Genomic DNA, 16,715 nt, shown 5'->3' on the forward strand with positions numbered 1-16,715 from the left:
ATACATAAAATAAAAGGTATAATTTTGAATTATATGGGAAAAACTAATAAAATCAATAGTACGTTTTTATGAAATTGTGGTTTTCTATTTAAAGAGACCATTTTTCTTTTGTTCAATAATAAACATATGGTTTATTATATATTTTGAATAATAACGCTTGATTTGAGGGGTGAATCAGTTGACAGGTCAACTAGTTCAGTATGGACGCCACCGCCAACGCAGAAGTTATGCTCGTATTAGTGAAGTTTTAGAGTTACCGAACTTAATCGAGATTCAAACGGCTTCATACCAATGGTTTTTAGATGAAGGTTTACGAGAAATGTTCCAAGATATTTCTCCAATTGATGATTTTACAGGTAACTTATCACTAGAATTTATTGATTACAGCTTAGGTGAGCCAAAGTATTCAGTAGGAGAGTCTAAAGAACGTGATGTAACTTATGCAGCACCTCTTCGTGTTAAGGTGCGGTTAATTAATAAAGAAACAGGTGAAGTAAAAGACCAAGATGTGTTCATGGGAGATTTCCCATTGATGACCGAAACAGGTACCTTTGTAATTAACGGTGCTGAGCGTGTTATCGTATCACAGTTGGTTCGTTCACCAAGTGTTTACTATAGTGGAAAGCTTGATAAAAACGGTAAAAAAGGATATACAGCAACTGTTATCCCTAACCGTGGTGCATGGCTAGAATATGAAACTGATGCAAAAGATGTAGTATACGTGCGTATTGATCGTACTCGTAAACTGCCAGTAACAGTGCTGTTACGCGCGCTAGGTTTCGGTTCTGACCAAGAGATTATCGATTTAATCGGTGATAATGAATACATCCGTAATACGCTTGAAAAAGATAATACGGAAACAACGGAAAAAGCGCTATTAGAAATCTATGAGCGTTTACGTCCGGGTGAACCACCGACAGTTGAGAATGCGAAGTCTCTATTAGTATCTCGCTTCTTTGATCCAAAACGATATGACTTAGCGAACGTAGGTCGCTATAAAATTAATAAAAAGCTTCATATCAAACATCGCTTATTTAATCAAAAGCTAGCTGAAACATTAGTTGATCCTGAAACAGGTGAAATTATTGCAGAAAAAGGCGCAATGATTGACCGCCGTCTGCTAGATCGCTTGATTCCGATGCTTGAAGGTGGAGTAAACTTCAAAACTTATAGTCCGGTTGGTGGAGTAGTAGAAGACGATGTTACATTACAATCTATTAAGATTTATGCGCCAAATGATCCAGAAGGTGAAAAAATCATCACTGTATCAGGTAACGCATATGTAACAGAAGAAGTTAAAAATATCACACCTGCTGATATTTTAGCATCAATCAGTTACTTCTTTAACTTGCTTCATCAAGTAGGAGACACAGATGATATCGACCACTTAGGTAACCGTCGTCTGCGTTCTGTAGGTGAATTGTTACAAAACCAATTCCGTATCGGTTTATCCCGTATGGAACGTGTTGTTCGTGAAAGAATGTCAATTCAAGACACGAATACAATCACACCTCAACAATTAATTAATATTCGCCCAGTTATTGCGGCGATTAAAGAGTTCTTTGGAAGTTCTCAATTATCACAGTTCATGGATCAAACGAATCCATTAGGCGAATTGACGCACAAACGTCGTCTTTCAGCTCTAGGACCTGGTGGTTTAACGCGTGAGCGCGCTGGTTTCGAAGTGCGTGACGTTCACTACTCCCACTATGGCCGTATGTGTCCGATTGAAACACCAGAGGGTCCGAATATCGGGTTAATCAACTCACTATCTTCTTATGCAAAAGTAAACAAATTCGGTTTCATCGAAACACCTTACCGTCGTATCGATCCTGAAACAGGTAAAGTGACAGAGCGAATTGACTACTTAACAGCTGATGAAGAAGATAACTATGTTGTAGCCCAAGCGAACGCTCGTCTAGGTGATGATGGTTCATTCTTAGATGAAAATGTCGTTGCACGTTTCCGTGGAGAAAACACGGTCATCCGTCGCGATCGTTTAGACTATATGGATGTATCACCAAAACAAGTTGTATCTGCCGCTACAGCATGTATCCCATTCTTAGAGAACGATGACTCTAACCGTGCATTAATGGGTGCGAACATGCAACGTCAAGCAGTACCTTTATTAAATCCTGAAGCACCAATCGTAGGTACAGGTATGGAATACGTATCTGGTAAAGACTCTGGTGCAGCCGTGATTTGTAAATATCCTGGCGTTGTAGAGCGCGTAGAAGCAAAACAAATTTTTGTTCGCCGCTATGAAGAAGTAGACGGACAAAAAGTTAAAGGTAACTTAGATCAATACAAATTATTAAAATTTGTTCGTTCTAACCAAGGTACTTGTTACAACCAGCGTCCAATTGTTTCAGTTGGCGACGAAGTAGTAAAAGGTGAGATCTTAGCCGACGGTCCTTCAATGGAAAAAGGTGAGCTTGCTTTAGGACGAAACGTAATGGTTGGTTTCATGACATGGGATGGTTACAACTATGAGGATGCCATCATCATGAGTGAACGCCTTGTGAAAGACGATGTATATACGTCTGTTCATATTGAAGAATATGAATCTGAGTCTCGTGATACGAAGCTTGGGCCTGAAGAAATTACGCGTGACATTCCAAACGTAGGTGAAGATGCGCTTCGCAACTTAGATGAGCGTGGAATCATCCGCATTGGTGCAGAAGTAAAAGACGGAGATCTTTTAGTTGGTAAAGTAACGCCAAAAGGTGTAACAGAACTAACAGCTGAAGAACGTCTTCTACACGCTATTTTCGGTGAAAAAGCGCGTGAAGTTCGTGATACTTCTCTTCGTGTACCGCACGGCGGCGGTGGAATCATTCTTGATGTTAAAGTCTTCAACCGTGAAGATGGCGACGAATTACCACCAGGTGTAAACCAATTAGTCCGTGTATATATTGTTCAGAAGCGTAAAATTTCTGAAGGTGACAAAATGGCCGGTCGTCACGGTAACAAAGGTGTAATTTCACGTATTTTACCTGAAGAAGATATGCCTTACCTACCAGACGGTACGCCAATTGACATCATGTTAAACCCATTAGGGGTACCATCTCGTATGAACATCGGTCAGGTGCTAGAGCTTCATTTAGGTATGGCTGCTCGTAAGCTTGGCATTCACGTTGCGTCTCCAGTATTTGATGGTGCGCGTGAGGAAGATGTTTGGGCAACAATCGAAGAAGCTGGCATGTCTCGTGATGCTAAAACAGTTCTATATGATGGTCGAACAGGTGAACCATTCGATAACCGTGTATCAGTAGGAATCATGTACATGATCAAACTTGCTCACATGGTAGACGATAAACTTCACGCTCGTTCTACTGGACCATACTCACTTGTTACACAACAACCACTTGGTGGTAAAGCGCAGTTCGGTGGACAGCGTTTTGGTGAGATGGAGGTATGGGCACTTGAAGCATACGGTGCTGCTTACACATTACAAGAGATCTTAACAGTGAAATCAGATGACGTAGTAGGTCGTGTGAAAACATACGAAGCAATTGTTAAAGGTGAAAACATTCCAGAACCTGGCATACCTGAATCGTTCAAAGTATTAATTAAAGAACTACAAAGTTTAGGTATGGATGTGAAGATGCTTTCTGCTGACGAGCAAGAAATTGATATCATGGACTCAGAAGAGGACCATGAGCAACCAACAGAATCAATTATTGCAGATAACGAAGAAAGTCTTTCTGAAGGACAAAAAGATCCTGTCACAAAAGAGTAAGGAATTACTTTCATATAAACGTTAAGGGAAAAAACCTGTAGATTAAAAGGGAGGTAGGCTCCTTGCTAGATGTAAATAACTTTGAGTATATGAAAATCGGTCTAGCTTCGCCAGATAAAATTCGTTCTTGGTCGTACGGTGAGGTAAAAAAACCTGAAACGATCAACTATCGTACGTTAAAACCTGAAAAAGACGGCTTATTCTGTGAGCGTATTTTTGGTCCACAAAAGGACTGGGAATGTCACTGCGGAAAATATAAGCGCGTTCGTTATAAAGGTGTTGTATGTGATCGTTGTGGCGTAGAAGTTACGCGCGCAAAAGTTCGTCGTGAACGCATGGGTCACATCGAGCTAGCTGCACCTGTTTCTCATATTTGGTACTTTAAAGGTATTCCTAGCCGCATGGGACTTGTCTTAGACATGTCCCCTCGTGCGCTAGAGGAAATCATTTATTTTGCTTCTTATGTAGTAACAGATGCTGGTGATACACCACTTGAAAAGAAACAGCTTTTATCAGAGAAAGAATACCGTGCGTATCGTGAGAAGTACGGACAAACTTTCCATGCAGCAATGGGTGCTGAAGCTGTTAAAAAATTATTGCATGACATCGATCTTGATAAAGAAGTAGATGCTTTGAAAGAAGAATTGAAAACTGCTCAAGGTCAACGTCGTACACGTGCTATTAAACGTTTAGAAGTACTAGAGGCTTTCCGTCATTCTGGTAACGAACCTTCTTGGATGATTTTAGACGTTCTACCGGTTATTCCGCCAGAACTTCGTCCAATGGTTCAATTAGATGGTGGACGCTTTGCTACGTCTGATCTAAATGATTTATATCGCCGTGTAATTAACCGTAACAACCGCTTAAAGCGTTTATTAGACCTTGGAGCTCCTAGCATTATCGTTCAAAACGAAAAGCGTATGCTTCAAGAAGCTGTAGATGCATTAATCGATAATGGTCGTCGCGGCCGTCCGGTAACAGGACCAGGTAACCGTCCATTAAAATCTCTTTCTCACATGTTAAAAGGTAAGCAAGGTCGCTTCCGTCAAAACTTATTAGGTAAACGTGTTGACTACTCTGGCCGTTCGGTAATCGTTGTAGGTCCGAACTTAAAGATGTATCAATGTGGTCTTCCAAAAGAAATGGCGTTAGAGCTTTTCAAACCTTTCGTAATGAAAGAGCTTGTTGAACGCGGTTTAGCTCATAACATCAAGAGTGCAAAACGTAAAATTGAACGTGTGCAACCTGAAGTATGGGACGTATTAGAATCGGTTATTAAAGAGCATCCAGTTCTTTTAAACCGTGCACCAACGCTACACAGACTAGGTATTCAAGCATTTGAACCTACGCTTGTAGAAGGTCGCGCTATCCGTCTTCACCCGCTTGTATGTACAGCATATAACGCTGACTTTGACGGTGACCAAATGGCGGTTCACGTTCCATTATCTGCAGAAGCACAAGCAGAAGCACGTATCTTAATGCTTGCTGCTCAAAATATCTTGAACCCTAAAGATGGTAAACCAGTTGTTACACCTTCACAGGATATGGTATTAGGTAACTACTACTTAACACTTGAGCGTGAAGAGGCAGTTGGAGAAGGTATGGTGTTCAAAGATACCAACGAAGCACTATTAGCGTACCAAAACGGTTATGTGCATCTTCATACACGTGTAGCTGTGTATGCAGGTTCTTTAAACAACGAAACGTTTACAGAAGCACAAAATCAACAATTGCTTGTTACAACGGTTGGTAAATTAGTTTTCAACGAAATTTTACCAAAATCGTTCCCATACATTAACGAACCAACAAGAGAAAACTTAGAAGTGAAAACTCCTGAGAAGTACTTTGTTGAAAAAGGTGCAGATGTGAAGGAATTCATCAAGAATCAACCGGCTATCGCACCGTTCAAGAAAAAAATCTTAGGTAATATCATCGCTGAAGTATTTAAACGTTTCAAAATTACTGAGACTTCTAAAATGCTTGACCGTATGAAAGACCTAGGTTTCAAATATTCTACTAAAGCTGGTATTACAGTTGGTGTAGCTGATATCGTGGTTTTAGGAGAAAAAGAAGTTATCTTAACAGAAGCGCAAGCTAAAGTAGATAACGTACTAAAACAATTCCGTCGCGGTTTAATTACTGAAGATGAGCGTTATGATCGTGTTATCTCTGTATGGAGCAGTGCGAAAGACGTTATCCAAGGTAAATTAATGGCATCATTAGACAAACGCAACCCAATCTTCATGATGAGTGACTCTGGTGCCCGTGGTAACGCATCTAACTTCACTCAGCTTGCAGGTATGCGTGGACTAATGGCCAACCCGTCTGGTCGTATCATTGAGTTACCAATCAAATCTAGTTTCCGTGAAGGTTTAACAGTATTAGAGTACTTTATCTCTACCCATGGTGCACGTAAAGGTCTTGCTGATACGGCTCTTAAAACAGCTGACTCAGGTTACCTTACTCGTCGTCTGGTTGACGTGGCACAAGACGTTATCGTACGTGATGACGACTGTGGTACAGACCGCGGTATTTTGGCTGTTGCAATCAAAGAAGGAACAGAAGAAATTGAGAAACTTGATGAGCGTCTAATTGGACGTTATGCAAGAAAAACAGTACTTCACCCAGGAACAAACGAAGTGTTAGTGAAAGAAAACGAACTAATTACAGAAGACCTAGCTGAAACAATTGTGGATGCTGGTGTTGAAGAAGTATGGATTCGTTCTGCATTCACTTGTAACACTCGCCACGGTGTATGTAAAAAATGTTACGGTCGTAACCTTGCAACTGGTTCAGAAGTTGAAGTGGGTGAAGCAGTTGGTATCATCGCTGCTCAATCTATCGGTGAGCCAGGTACACAGTTAACGATGCGTACATTCCATACAGGTGGGGTTGCTGGAGACGATATCACTCAAGGTTTACCGCGTATCCAAGAGATCTTCGAAGCGCGTAACCCTAAAGGTCAAGCCGTTATTTCTGAAATTGAAGGTACAATTGCCGGCATTTCTGAAGGACGCGATCGTCAACATGAAATTACTGTTCAAGGAGAGATTGAAACTCGTTCTTACACAGCTCCGTACAGTGCACGTCTGAAAGTTATTGAAGGACAGCGCATTGCACGTGGTCAAGAATTAACAGAAGGTTCAATTGATCCTAAAGAATTACTAAAAGTAAAAGACATCACGGCTGTACAAGAGTACTTGCTTCGTGAGGTGCAAAAAGTATACCGTATGCAAGGGGTAGAAATTGGAGATAAACACGTAGAGGTAATGGTTCGCCAAATGCTTCGTAAAGTGCGCGTAATGGATTCAGGAGATACAGATGTATTACCAGGTTCATTACTTGATATTCACCAATTCACTGATGCAAATGAAAAAGTATTACTTGAAGGCAATCGTCCAGCGACAGGCCGTCCTGTATTACTTGGTATTACAAAAGCATCTCTTGAAACTGATTCCTTCTTATCTGCTGCATCATTCCAAGAAACAACGCGTGTTCTTACGGATGCTGCAATCAAAGGAAAACGTGATGAGTTGCTTGGACTTAAAGAGAATGTTATCATTGGTAAGCTAGTTCCGGCTGGTACAGGTATGACGAGATATCGTAATGCTGAACCTATCAAAAACCAAGCTGAAGAAACGGTAACAATCGACTAATTATAAAATCATTACTCTAGAATGGATGTTTTTTAAAAAAACTACAAAACGTTAGTTGACATCCATTCTAGGGAATGATACTATATCAAAGGTGCTCCTATAAACTACCTGTTACTTTGGAGGATATGATAATGTCTTATGAAAAAGTATTACAGGCTGATCATATTATTGTAGGAACAAAGCAGACGGTGAAAGCATTAAAAAAAGGTACAGTAAAGGAAGTCATCATTGCTGAAGACGCTGATTTTTATGTCACATCTATTGTGGCAAAAACGGCACAGCGAGAAAACGTTCCGTATACGTATGTCCCTTCTATGCGAAAGCTTGGTCAAGCTTGTAGGATAGAAGTTAACGCTGCAACTGTTGCAATTATTAGTTAACACGTTTTTGAACTTTTAGTTTCAAAGACTTTGTTTTTTGCTAAAAAATGAACCACCTGGATGTGTGGTCTTACAAAAGGCGAAAGGAGGAAAATTTAAATGCCTACTATTAACCAATTAATCCGTAATGGTCGTGTGAGTAAAGGTAAAAAATCTGACTCACCTGCTTTAAACAGAGGTTACAACAGCTTCAAAAAAGCTCAAACTAACCAATCTTCTCCACAAAAACGTGGTGTATGTACACGTGTGGGTACTATGACACCGAAGAAACCGAACTCGGCTCTTCGTAAATATGCTCGTGTACGTTTAACAAACGGTATCGAGGTAACAGCTTATATCCCAGGTATTGGTCACAACTTACAAGAACACAGCGTGGTACTTATCCGCGGTGGACGTGTAAAAGATTTACCAGGGGTACGTTACCATATCGTACGTGGTGCACTTGATACTGCTGGTGTGGATGGCCGTATGCAAGGTCGTTCTAAATATGGTACTAAGCGACCAAAAGCAGCTAAAAAATAATAGCTTAACAATTAATAGATAAACTTTTAAAAGTGAAAGGAGGAAGTAGAATGCCACGTAAGGGACCTGTTGCAAAAAGAGACGTATTACCAGATCCGATTTACAATTCTAAGCTTGTATCTCGCTTAATCAACAAAATGATGCTTGATGGAAAGCGCGGTAAGTCACAAGCTATTCTTTATAGAGCATTCGATTTAGTACAAGAGCGCAGTGGTAAAGAAGCTATGGAAGTATTCGACCAAGCTCTTAAAAACATCATGCCTGTACTAGAAGTTAGAGCACGCCGTGTAGGGGGTTCTAACTACCAAGTTCCTGTAGAAGTACGTCCAGAGCGTCGTACTACTCTAGGTCTTCGTTGGTTAGTAAACTATGCTCGTCTTCGTGGAGAAAAAACGATGGAAGAGCGTTTAGCTAACGAAATCCTTGATGCAGCTAACAACACTGGTGCTGCAGTTAAGAAACGTGAAGATACTCACAAAATGGCAGAAGCTAACAAAGCATTTGCTCATTACCGTTGGTAATCTTTTAACGAAACTTTTTAAAAAACAAATCATAATATGGAAGGAGAAATACCTAAGATGGCAAGAGAGTTCTCCTTAGAAAACACTCGTAATATTGGGATCATGGCTCACATTGATGCTGGTAAAACAACAACAACTGAGCGTGTTCTTTATTATACTGGCCGTATCCATAAAATTGGTGAAACTCATGAAGGAGCTTCACAAATGGACTGGATGGAGCAAGAGCAAGAACGTGGTATCACTATCACGTCTGCTGCGACAACTGCTTCTTGGAAAGGTCACCGCGTTAACATCATCGATACTCCTGGACACGTAGACTTCACTGTTGAAGTTGAGCGTTCATTACGTGTACTTGATGGCGCTGTGGCAGTTCTTGATGCTCAATCTGGTGTTGAGCCTCAAACAGAAACAGTATGGCGTCAAGCGACTACGTACGGTGTTCCCCGTGTCGTATTCGTTAACAAAATGGACAAAATTGGTGCTGACTTCTTGTACTCTGTAAAAACGATCCACGATCGTTTAGGTGCAAATGCTCACCCAATTCAGTTACCAATTGGTGCTGAAGATGAGTTCGAAGCAATCATTGACCTAGTGGAAATGAAAGCATACTTCTACGAAGATGACTTAGGTACTCGTTCAGAGTCTCGTGAAATTCCTGAGGAATACAAAGAGCAAGCTGAAGAATACCGTGCAAGCTTAGTAGAAGCTGTTGCAGAACTTGATGAAGAATTAATGATGAAGTACTTAGACGAAGGCGAGCTTACAGTTGAAGAACTAAAAGCTGGTATCCGTAAAGGTACTTGTGACGTTGAATTCTACCCAGTTATCTGTGGTTCAGCATTCAAAAACAAAGGTGTACAATTAATGCTAGATGCAGTAATTGACTACCTACCATCTCCAGTAGATGTACCATCAATCCAAGGTATCGTACCTGACACAGAAGAAGAAGTTACGCGTGAGTCTAGCGACAACGCTCCTTTCTCAGCACTAGCGTTCAAAGTTATGACGGACCCTTATGTTGGTAAATTAACGTTCTTCCGTGTGTACTCTGGTGTACTAAGCTCTGGTTCATACATCAAAAACTCTACAAAAGGTAAGCGTGAGCGTGTAGGTCGTATCCTACAAATGCATGCTAACTCTCGTGAAGAGATTTCTGAAGTATACGCTGGAGATATCGCGGCAGCTGTAGGATTAAAAGATACTTCTACTGGTGATACTCTATGTGACGAAAAGAGTCTTGTAATTCTTGAGTCTATGGAATTCCCAGAGCCAGTTATCTCTTTATCTGTTGAGCCAAAATCAAAAGCTGACCAAGATAAAATGACTACAGCTCTTCAAAAGTTACAAGAAGAAGATCCAACTTTCCGTGCGGAAACTAATACAGAGACTGGTCAAATCATCATCTCTGGTATGGGTGAGCTTCACCTTGACATCATCGTTGACCGTATGCGTCGCGAATTCAAAGTAGAAGCAAACGTTGGTGCTCCTCAAGTAGCTTACCGTGAAACTTTCCGCGCTGGTGCGAAAGTTGAAGGTAAATTCGCTCGTCAATCTGGTGGTCGTGGACAATTCGGTCACGTTTGGATTGAGTTCGAACCTAACGAAGAAGGAAAAGGCTTTGAATTTGAGAACAAAATCGTTGGTGGTGTAGTTCCACGTGAATACATCCCTGCAGTTCAAGCTGGTCTTGAAGATGCATTACAAAACGGTGTTCTTGCTGGTTATCCATTAATCGATATCAAAGCTGCTTTAGTTGATGGATCTTACCATGACGTTGACTCAAGTGAGATGGCGTTTAAAATTGCCGCTTCTATGGCTCTTAAAAACGCAGTATCAAAATGTAACCCAGCTATCCTTGAACCAATGATGAAGGTTGAAGTTGTTATCCCTGACGAATACTTAGGAGATATCATGGGTGACATTACGTCTCGTCGTGGACGTGTAGAAGGTATGGAAGCACGCGGTAACGCTCAAGTTGTACGTGCATTCGTTCCACTTTCTGAAATGTTTGGTTATGCAACTGCATTACGTTCAAACACTCAAGGTCGCGGAACATATTCTATGCACTTCGATCACTACGAAGAAGTTCCTAAATCAATTTCAGAAGAAATTATTAAAAAAAATAAAGGTGAATAATTGATTTTCACTCTTTATTGAAGTATAACTACTTATGTACGCTGTGAAAGTGGAGCTCATTCCCTTTCACGGCCTCATAAAACATAAACTACATGAATTTTAAGGAGGATTTTCGAATGGCTAAGGAAAAATTCGACCGTTCAAAAACACATGCCAATATCGGTACAATTGGTCACGTTGACCATGGTAAAACAACTTTAACAGCTGCTATCACTACTGTTCTTGCTAAGAAAAGTGGTAAAGGTGCAGCAATGGCTTACGACATGATCGACGCTGCTCCAGAAGAGCGCGAGCGTGGAATCACAATCTCAACTGCACACGTTGAGTATGAAACTGACACTCGTCACTATGCACACGTTGACTGCCCAGGACATGCTGACTATGTTAAAAACATGATCACTGGTGCTGCTCAAATGGATGGCGGTATCTTAGTAGTATCTGCTGCTGATGGTCCAATGCCACAAACTCGTGAGCACATCCTTCTTTCTCGTCAAGTAGGTGTACCTTACCTAGTTGTATTCTTAAACAAATGTGACATGGTAGACGACGAAGAGCTACTTGAATTAGTAGAAATGGAAGTACGTGACCTTCTTTCTGAATACGACTTCCCTGGTGACGATGTACCAGTAATCAAAGGTTCTGCTCTTAAAGCTCTTGAAGGCGACGCTGATTGGGAAGCTAAAATCATCGAGCTTATGGACGCTGTTGATGAGTACATCCCAACTCCAGAACGTGACACTGAAAAACCATTCATGATGCCAGTTGAGGACGTATTCTCAATCACTGGTCGTGGTACAGTTGCTACAGGTCGTGTAGAGCGTGGACAAGTTAAAGTTGGTGACGTTATCGACATCATCGGTTTAACTGAAGAGCCAAAATCTACTACTGTAACAGGTGTAGAAATGTTCCGTAAGCTTCTTGACTATGCTGAAGCTGGCGACAACATCGGTGCTTTACTTCGTGGTGTAGCACGTGAAGAAATCCAACGTGGACAAGTATTAGCTAAACCAGGCTCAATCACTCCACACACTAAATTTACTGCTGAAGTATACGTTCTTTCTAAAGACGAAGGTGGACGTCACACTCCATTCTTCACAAACTACCGTCCACAGTTCTACTTCCGTACAACTGATGTAACTGGTATTTGTAACTTACCTGAAGGCGTAGAAATGGTAATGCCTGGCGACAACATCGAAATGACTGTTGAACTTATCGCTCCAATCGCGATTGAAGAAGGTACTAAATTCTCAATCCGTGAAGGTGGACGTACAGTAGGCGCTGGCGTTGTAGCTAAAATCAGCGAGTAATTTCTCGTTTCAGTAAAGGGAGTAGGGTAACCTACTCCTTTTTTATTTGGTGATAAAAGGTAAAGATAGTTTTTACTATTACACTTGCAAAATGATCTCCTTTTATATATAATGAAAAAAGTGTGCGACACATGAAAAAGTTTTTTAACTTTATTGTTGCAATATGAACCCATTTTTAGTATAATAAAAATGTTGGTCTTTGACTGCGATGATGCGGAAGGTTGCCGACACACCCGGCCGCTTTGCCATGGCGAGTGTGGGGAAATTTCCGCGGAGAATGTCTATTGTAAAATAGGCGAAAAAGGAGGGAAAATAATGGCAAAAGAAAAAATTCGCATTCGTTTAAAAGCATATGATCACAGAATTCTTGATCAATCTGCTGAGAAAATCGTAGAAACTGCAAAACGTTCTGGTGCGGCTGTATCTGGTCCGATTCCATTACCGACTGAAAAATCAATTTATACAATTCTACGTGCAGTACACAAATATAAAGATTCTCGTGAGCAGTTCGAAATGCGCACGCATAAACGCTTAATTGATATCGTGAATCCAACACCACAAACTGTTGATTCATTAATGCGTTTAGACTTACCATCTGGTGTAGATATCGAAATTAAACTTTAATTTAAAATAAAGAATGAAAAGATACTTAGGAGGTGTGACTAATGGCCAAAGGAATCTTAGGAAGAAAGATCGGTATGACTCAAGTATTTGCTGAAAATGGTGACTTGATCCCAGTAACAGTAATTGAAGCTTCTGCTAACGTAGTTCTTCAAGTTAAAAACGCTGAGACAGACGGTTACGAAGCAATCCAATTAGGTTTCGAAGATATCCGTGAAAAACTATCTAACAAACCTGCAAAAGGACATGCTACTAAAGCTAATACTGCTCCTAAGCGCTTCATCCGTGAGTTACGCGGTGTGGACGCTTCAGCATATGAAGTTGGTCAAGAAGTCAAGGTTGATATTTTCGCAGAAGGCGATGTAATTGATGTAACAGGAATCTCAAAAGGTAAAGGTTTCCAAGGTGCTATTAAACGCCACGGACAATCTCGCGGACCTATGTCTCATGGTTCTCGCTACCACCGTCGCCCAGGTTCAATGGGTCCTGTAGCTCCAAACCGCGTATTCAAAGGTAAATTATTACCAGGACGCATGGGTGGAGAGCGCATCACTGTGCAAAACTTATCAATCGTTAAAGTTGACGCAGAACGCAATCTTTTATTAGTAAAAGGTAACGTGCCAGGAGCTAGAAAATCTCTAGTTACTGTTAAATCTGCAGTTAAATCTAAATAATAATTCTTCGAGAAAGGAGGAATAACCAATGCCAAAAGTAGCATTGTTTAACCAAAACGGTGAAAACGTTGGAGAAATCGAACTTCAAGATGCCGTTTTCGGTATCGAACCAAACAACAAAGTACTTTTCGACGCGATCGTAATGCAACGCGCATCTCAACGTCAAGGTACTTCTAAAGTTAAAAATCGTTCTGAAGTAAGAGGCGGTGGCCGTAAGCCATGGCGTCAAAAAGGTACTGGTCGTGCTCGTCAAGGATCTATCCGTTCTCCACAATGGCGTGGTGGTGGCGTAGTATTTGGTCCAGTTCCAAGAAGCTATAGCTACAAATTACCTAAAAAAGTTCGTCGTTTAGCAATTAAGTCTGCATTATCAACTAAAGTTCAAGATAACAGCATCGTTGTTCTTGAAGCTCTTTCTTTTGATGCTCCAAAAACAAAAGAAATGGTAGCAGTTCTTAAAAACCTAACAGTAGAACGCAAAGCATTAGTAGTAACTGCTGATCTTAACGAAAACGTTGCACTTTCAGCACGTAATATTCCTGGTGTAACAGTTGTTGCAGCTAATGGTTTAAGCGTATTAGACGTTATGAACCATGATAAGCTTGTAATCACTAAAGACGCAGTTGAAAAAGTAGAGGAGGTGCTTGCATAATGAAAGATCCTCGTGATATTATTAAGCGCCCCGTAATTACAGAACGTTCAACAGACTTAATGGCTGAGAAAAAATATACGTTTGATGTTGATGTAAGAGCTAATAAAACTGAGGTTAAAGATGCTATCGAAAAAATCTTTGACGTAAAAGTTGAAAAAGTAAACATCATGAACTACAAAGGTAAATTCAAGCGTGTAGGTCGCTACAGTGGTCTTACTAACCGTCGTCGTAAAGCGGTAGTAACACTAACTCAAGAGAGCAACGAAATCGAATTCTTCGAAGCTTAAGATTACTAGAGAAGGAGGGAAATTGAGATGGCGATTAAAAAGTATAAACCAACCTCAAATGGTCGTCGTGGCATGTCAGTTTCTGATTTCGCTGAAATTACTACTGACAAACCAGAAAAATCGTTACTTGCACCTGTCAAGAGAAAAGGTGGTCGTAACAACCAAGGTAAATTGACTGTTCGTCACCAAGGTGGTGGGCACAAGCGTCAATACCGTATCATCGATTTTAAACGCGATAAAGATGGAATACCTGGACGCGTTGCTACAATCGAATATGATCCAAACCGTTCAGCTAACATCGCATTAATTCATTATGCTGATGGTGAAAAACGTTACATCCTTGCTCCTAAAAACCTAAAAGTAGGTTTAGAAGTTATGTCAGGTCCTGAAGCTGACATTAAAGTAGGTAACGCGCTTCCTTTAGCTAACATTCCTGTTGGTACAGTAGTACACAACATCGAATTGAAACCTGGTAAAGGTGGACAATTAGTTCGTTCTGCAGGTACATCTGCTCAAGTACTTGGTAAAGAAGGTAAATACGTATTAGTACGTTTAACTTCTGGTGAAGTACGCATGATTCTTGCAACTTGTCGTGCAACTGTAGGTCAAGTTGGTAACGAACAACACGAGTTAATCAACATCGGTAAAGCCGGTCGTTCTCGTTGGTTAGGTATCCGTCCAACTGTACGTGGTTCTGTAATGAACCCTAACGATCACCCACACGGTGGTGGTGAAGGACGTGCTCCAATCGGACGTAAGTCTCCAATGAGTCCATGGGGTAAACCAACACTTGGTTACAAAACTCGTAAGAAGAAAAACAAATCCGATAAATTTATCGTTCGTCGTCGTAAAAAATAACGGGATTGAGCTACGGTTCAAACGAACCGTAGGACAATCACGAAGGGAGGTTCATTTATGGGTCGCAGCTTAAAGAAAGGACCTTTTGTAGATGACCATTTAATCAACAAAATTGAGAAGTTAAACGAAACTGACAGCAAGCAAGTAGTAAAAACTTGGTCTCGTCGTTCAACTATCTTCCCTCAGTTCATTGGTCATACAATTGCTGTATATGACGGTCGTAAACATGTACCAGTTTATGTTACTGAAGACATGGTAGGTCACAAACTTGGTGAATTCGCACCATCTCGTACTTACAAAGGTCACGCAAGTGATGATAAGAAAACAAGACGCTAATATGAGAGGAGGCTTTTAAATGCAAGCTAAAGCTGTCGCGAGAACAGTACGTATTGCTCCTCGTAAAGTTCGTTTAGTTGTAGATTTAATTCGAGGTAAGCAAGTGGGTGAAGCGCTAGCAGTGCTACTTCACACGCCAAAGGCTGCTTCTCCAGTCGTTGAGAAAGTATTAAAATCTGCTATTGCCAATGCAGAACACAATTATGAAATGGACGCTAACAATTTAGTTATTACTGACGCTTTTGTTAACGAAGGTCCAACTTTAAAACGTTTCCGTCCACGCGCTATGGGACGTGCAAGCCAAATCAACAAGCGCACAAGCCACATCACAATCGTGGTATCAGAAAAGAAGGAGGGATAATTCATGGGTCAAAAGGTAAATCCGGTCGGTCTTCGCGTCGGTGTCATCCGTGATTGGGAATCAAGATGGTTCGCTGGCAAAGACTACGCTGACTTATTACATGAAGACTTAAAAGTACGTGAATATATCGCTAAACGTTTAAACGATGCAGCTGTTTCTAAAGTTGAAATCGAACGCGCTGCTAACCGCTTAAACGTAACGATCCACACTGCAAAACCTGGTATGGTAATTGGTAAAGGTGGTACTGAAGTAGAATCACTTCGTAAAGCTCTTAACCAATTAACAGGCAAGCGTGTACACATTAACATCCTTGAAATTAAACGAGCAGATTTAGATGCTAAACTAGTAGCTGAAAACATCGCTCGCCAACTTGAGAACCGTGTATCATTCCGTCGTGCTCAAAAGCAAGCTATTCAACGTAGTATGCGTGCTGGCGCACAAGGTATCAAAACAATGGTATCTGGTCGTTTAGGCGGAGCTGATATTGCTCGTTCTGAATATTACAGTGAAGGTACAGTTCCACTTCATACACTTCGCGCTGATATTGACTATGCTCACGCTGAAGCAGATACTACTTATGGTAAACTTGGTGTGAAAGTATGGATCTATCGTGGAGAGGTTCTTCCTACTAAAAAGAAAACTGAGGAAGGAGGAAAATAATT

Annotated in this window: 15 protein-coding genes; all 15 read left to right on the forward strand. The window is 40.9% G+C overall.

Annotation, left to right across the window (positions count from 1 at the left end; genetic code table 11):
- Nucleotides 1-178: 178 nt before the first annotated feature.
- The 15 genes from rpoB to rpsC all read left to right on the forward strand — a co-directional run bounded on the left by rpoB (nt 179) and on the right by rpsC (nt 16,713).
- Nucleotides 179-3,742: a DNA-directed RNA polymerase subunit beta gene (gene rpoB, locus JNUCC25_RS00645; RefSeq protein WP_013081368.1), complete on the forward strand. Its 3,564-nt coding sequence runs from the start codon at nt 179-181 to the stop codon at nt 3,740-3,742.
- Between the two features lie 62 nt (nt 3,743-3,804).
- Entirely contained in the window at nt 3,805-7,398 is a 3,594-nt protein-coding gene (gene rpoC / locus JNUCC25_RS00650; protein WP_013054920.1) for a DNA-directed RNA polymerase subunit beta', read from the forward strand.
- 131 nt (nt 7,399-7,529) lie between these two features.
- Entirely contained in the window at nt 7,530-7,778 is a 249-nt protein-coding gene (locus JNUCC25_RS00655; RefSeq protein ID WP_029325230.1) for a 50S ribosomal protein L7ae-like protein, read from the forward strand.
- Nucleotides 7,779-7,877: 99 nt separating this feature from the next.
- Nucleotides 7,878-8,300 carry a 30S ribosomal protein S12 gene (rpsL, locus tag JNUCC25_RS00660; protein WP_013054922.1) on the forward strand — a complete coding sequence of 141 codons (423 nt, stop codon included), beginning with the start codon at nt 7,878-7,880 and terminating at the stop codon, nt 8,298-8,300.
- Nucleotides 8,301-8,350: 50 nt separating this feature from the next.
- Nucleotides 8,351-8,821, forward strand: a complete 471-nt coding sequence (gene rpsG / locus JNUCC25_RS00665; RefSeq protein ID WP_013054923.1) for a 30S ribosomal protein S7 — start codon at nt 8,351-8,353, stop codon at nt 8,819-8,821.
- Nucleotides 8,822-8,878: 57 nt separating this feature from the next.
- Nucleotides 8,879-10,957 (forward strand): elongation factor G, encoded by a 2,079-nt coding sequence (gene fusA, locus JNUCC25_RS00670; RefSeq protein ID WP_029325229.1) that lies wholly within the window; start codon nt 8,879-8,881, stop codon nt 10,955-10,957.
- 116 nt (nt 10,958-11,073) lie between these two features.
- Nucleotides 11,074-12,264 carry an elongation factor Tu gene (gene tuf / locus JNUCC25_RS00675; protein ID WP_013054925.1) on the forward strand — a complete coding sequence of 397 codons (1,191 nt, stop codon included), beginning with the start codon at nt 11,074-11,076 and terminating at the stop codon, nt 12,262-12,264.
- Between the two features lie 315 nt (nt 12,265-12,579).
- Complete coding sequence (gene rpsJ / locus JNUCC25_RS00680) at nt 12,580-12,888, forward strand: 30S ribosomal protein S10 (RefSeq protein ID WP_013054926.1); 309 nt, start codon at nt 12,580-12,582, stop codon at nt 12,886-12,888.
- A 41-nt stretch (nt 12,889-12,929) separates the two neighbouring features.
- Complete coding sequence (gene rplC, locus JNUCC25_RS00685; protein WP_013054927.1) at nt 12,930-13,559, forward strand: 50S ribosomal protein L3; 630 nt, start codon at nt 12,930-12,932, stop codon at nt 13,557-13,559.
- Nucleotides 13,560-13,587: 28 nt separating this feature from the next.
- The gene (rplD, locus tag JNUCC25_RS00690; RefSeq protein ID WP_013054928.1) at nt 13,588-14,211 is read left to right on the forward strand and encodes a 50S ribosomal protein L4; all 624 of its coding nucleotides are present in this window, start codon (nt 13,588-13,590) and stop codon (nt 14,209-14,211) included.
- Nucleotides 14,211-14,498 (forward strand): 50S ribosomal protein L23, encoded by a 288-nt coding sequence (gene rplW / locus JNUCC25_RS00695; RefSeq protein WP_013054929.1) that lies wholly within the window; start codon nt 14,211-14,213, stop codon nt 14,496-14,498. The genes rplD and rplW overlap by 1 nt, the downstream gene beginning before the upstream one ends.
- Before the next feature lie 27 nt (nt 14,499-14,525).
- Nucleotides 14,526-15,356: a 50S ribosomal protein L2 gene (rplB, locus tag JNUCC25_RS00700; protein ID WP_013054930.1), complete on the forward strand. Its 831-nt coding sequence runs from the start codon at nt 14,526-14,528 to the stop codon at nt 15,354-15,356.
- Nucleotides 15,357-15,413: 57 nt separating this feature from the next.
- Complete coding sequence (gene rpsS / locus JNUCC25_RS00705) at nt 15,414-15,692, forward strand: 30S ribosomal protein S19 (protein ID WP_013054931.1); 279 nt, start codon at nt 15,414-15,416, stop codon at nt 15,690-15,692.
- Between the two features lie 19 nt (nt 15,693-15,711).
- Nucleotides 15,712-16,053, forward strand: a complete 342-nt coding sequence (rplV, locus tag JNUCC25_RS00710) for a 50S ribosomal protein L22 (protein ID WP_013054932.1) — start codon at nt 15,712-15,714, stop codon at nt 16,051-16,053.
- 3 nt (nt 16,054-16,056) lie between these two features.
- Nucleotides 16,057-16,713 (forward strand): 30S ribosomal protein S3, encoded by a 657-nt coding sequence (gene rpsC / locus JNUCC25_RS00715; protein ID WP_013054933.1) that lies wholly within the window; start codon nt 16,057-16,059, stop codon nt 16,711-16,713.
- Nucleotides 16,714-16,715: the final 2 nt, after the last annotated feature.

This window comes from Priestia sp. JNUCC 25, from assembly GCF_053667915.1.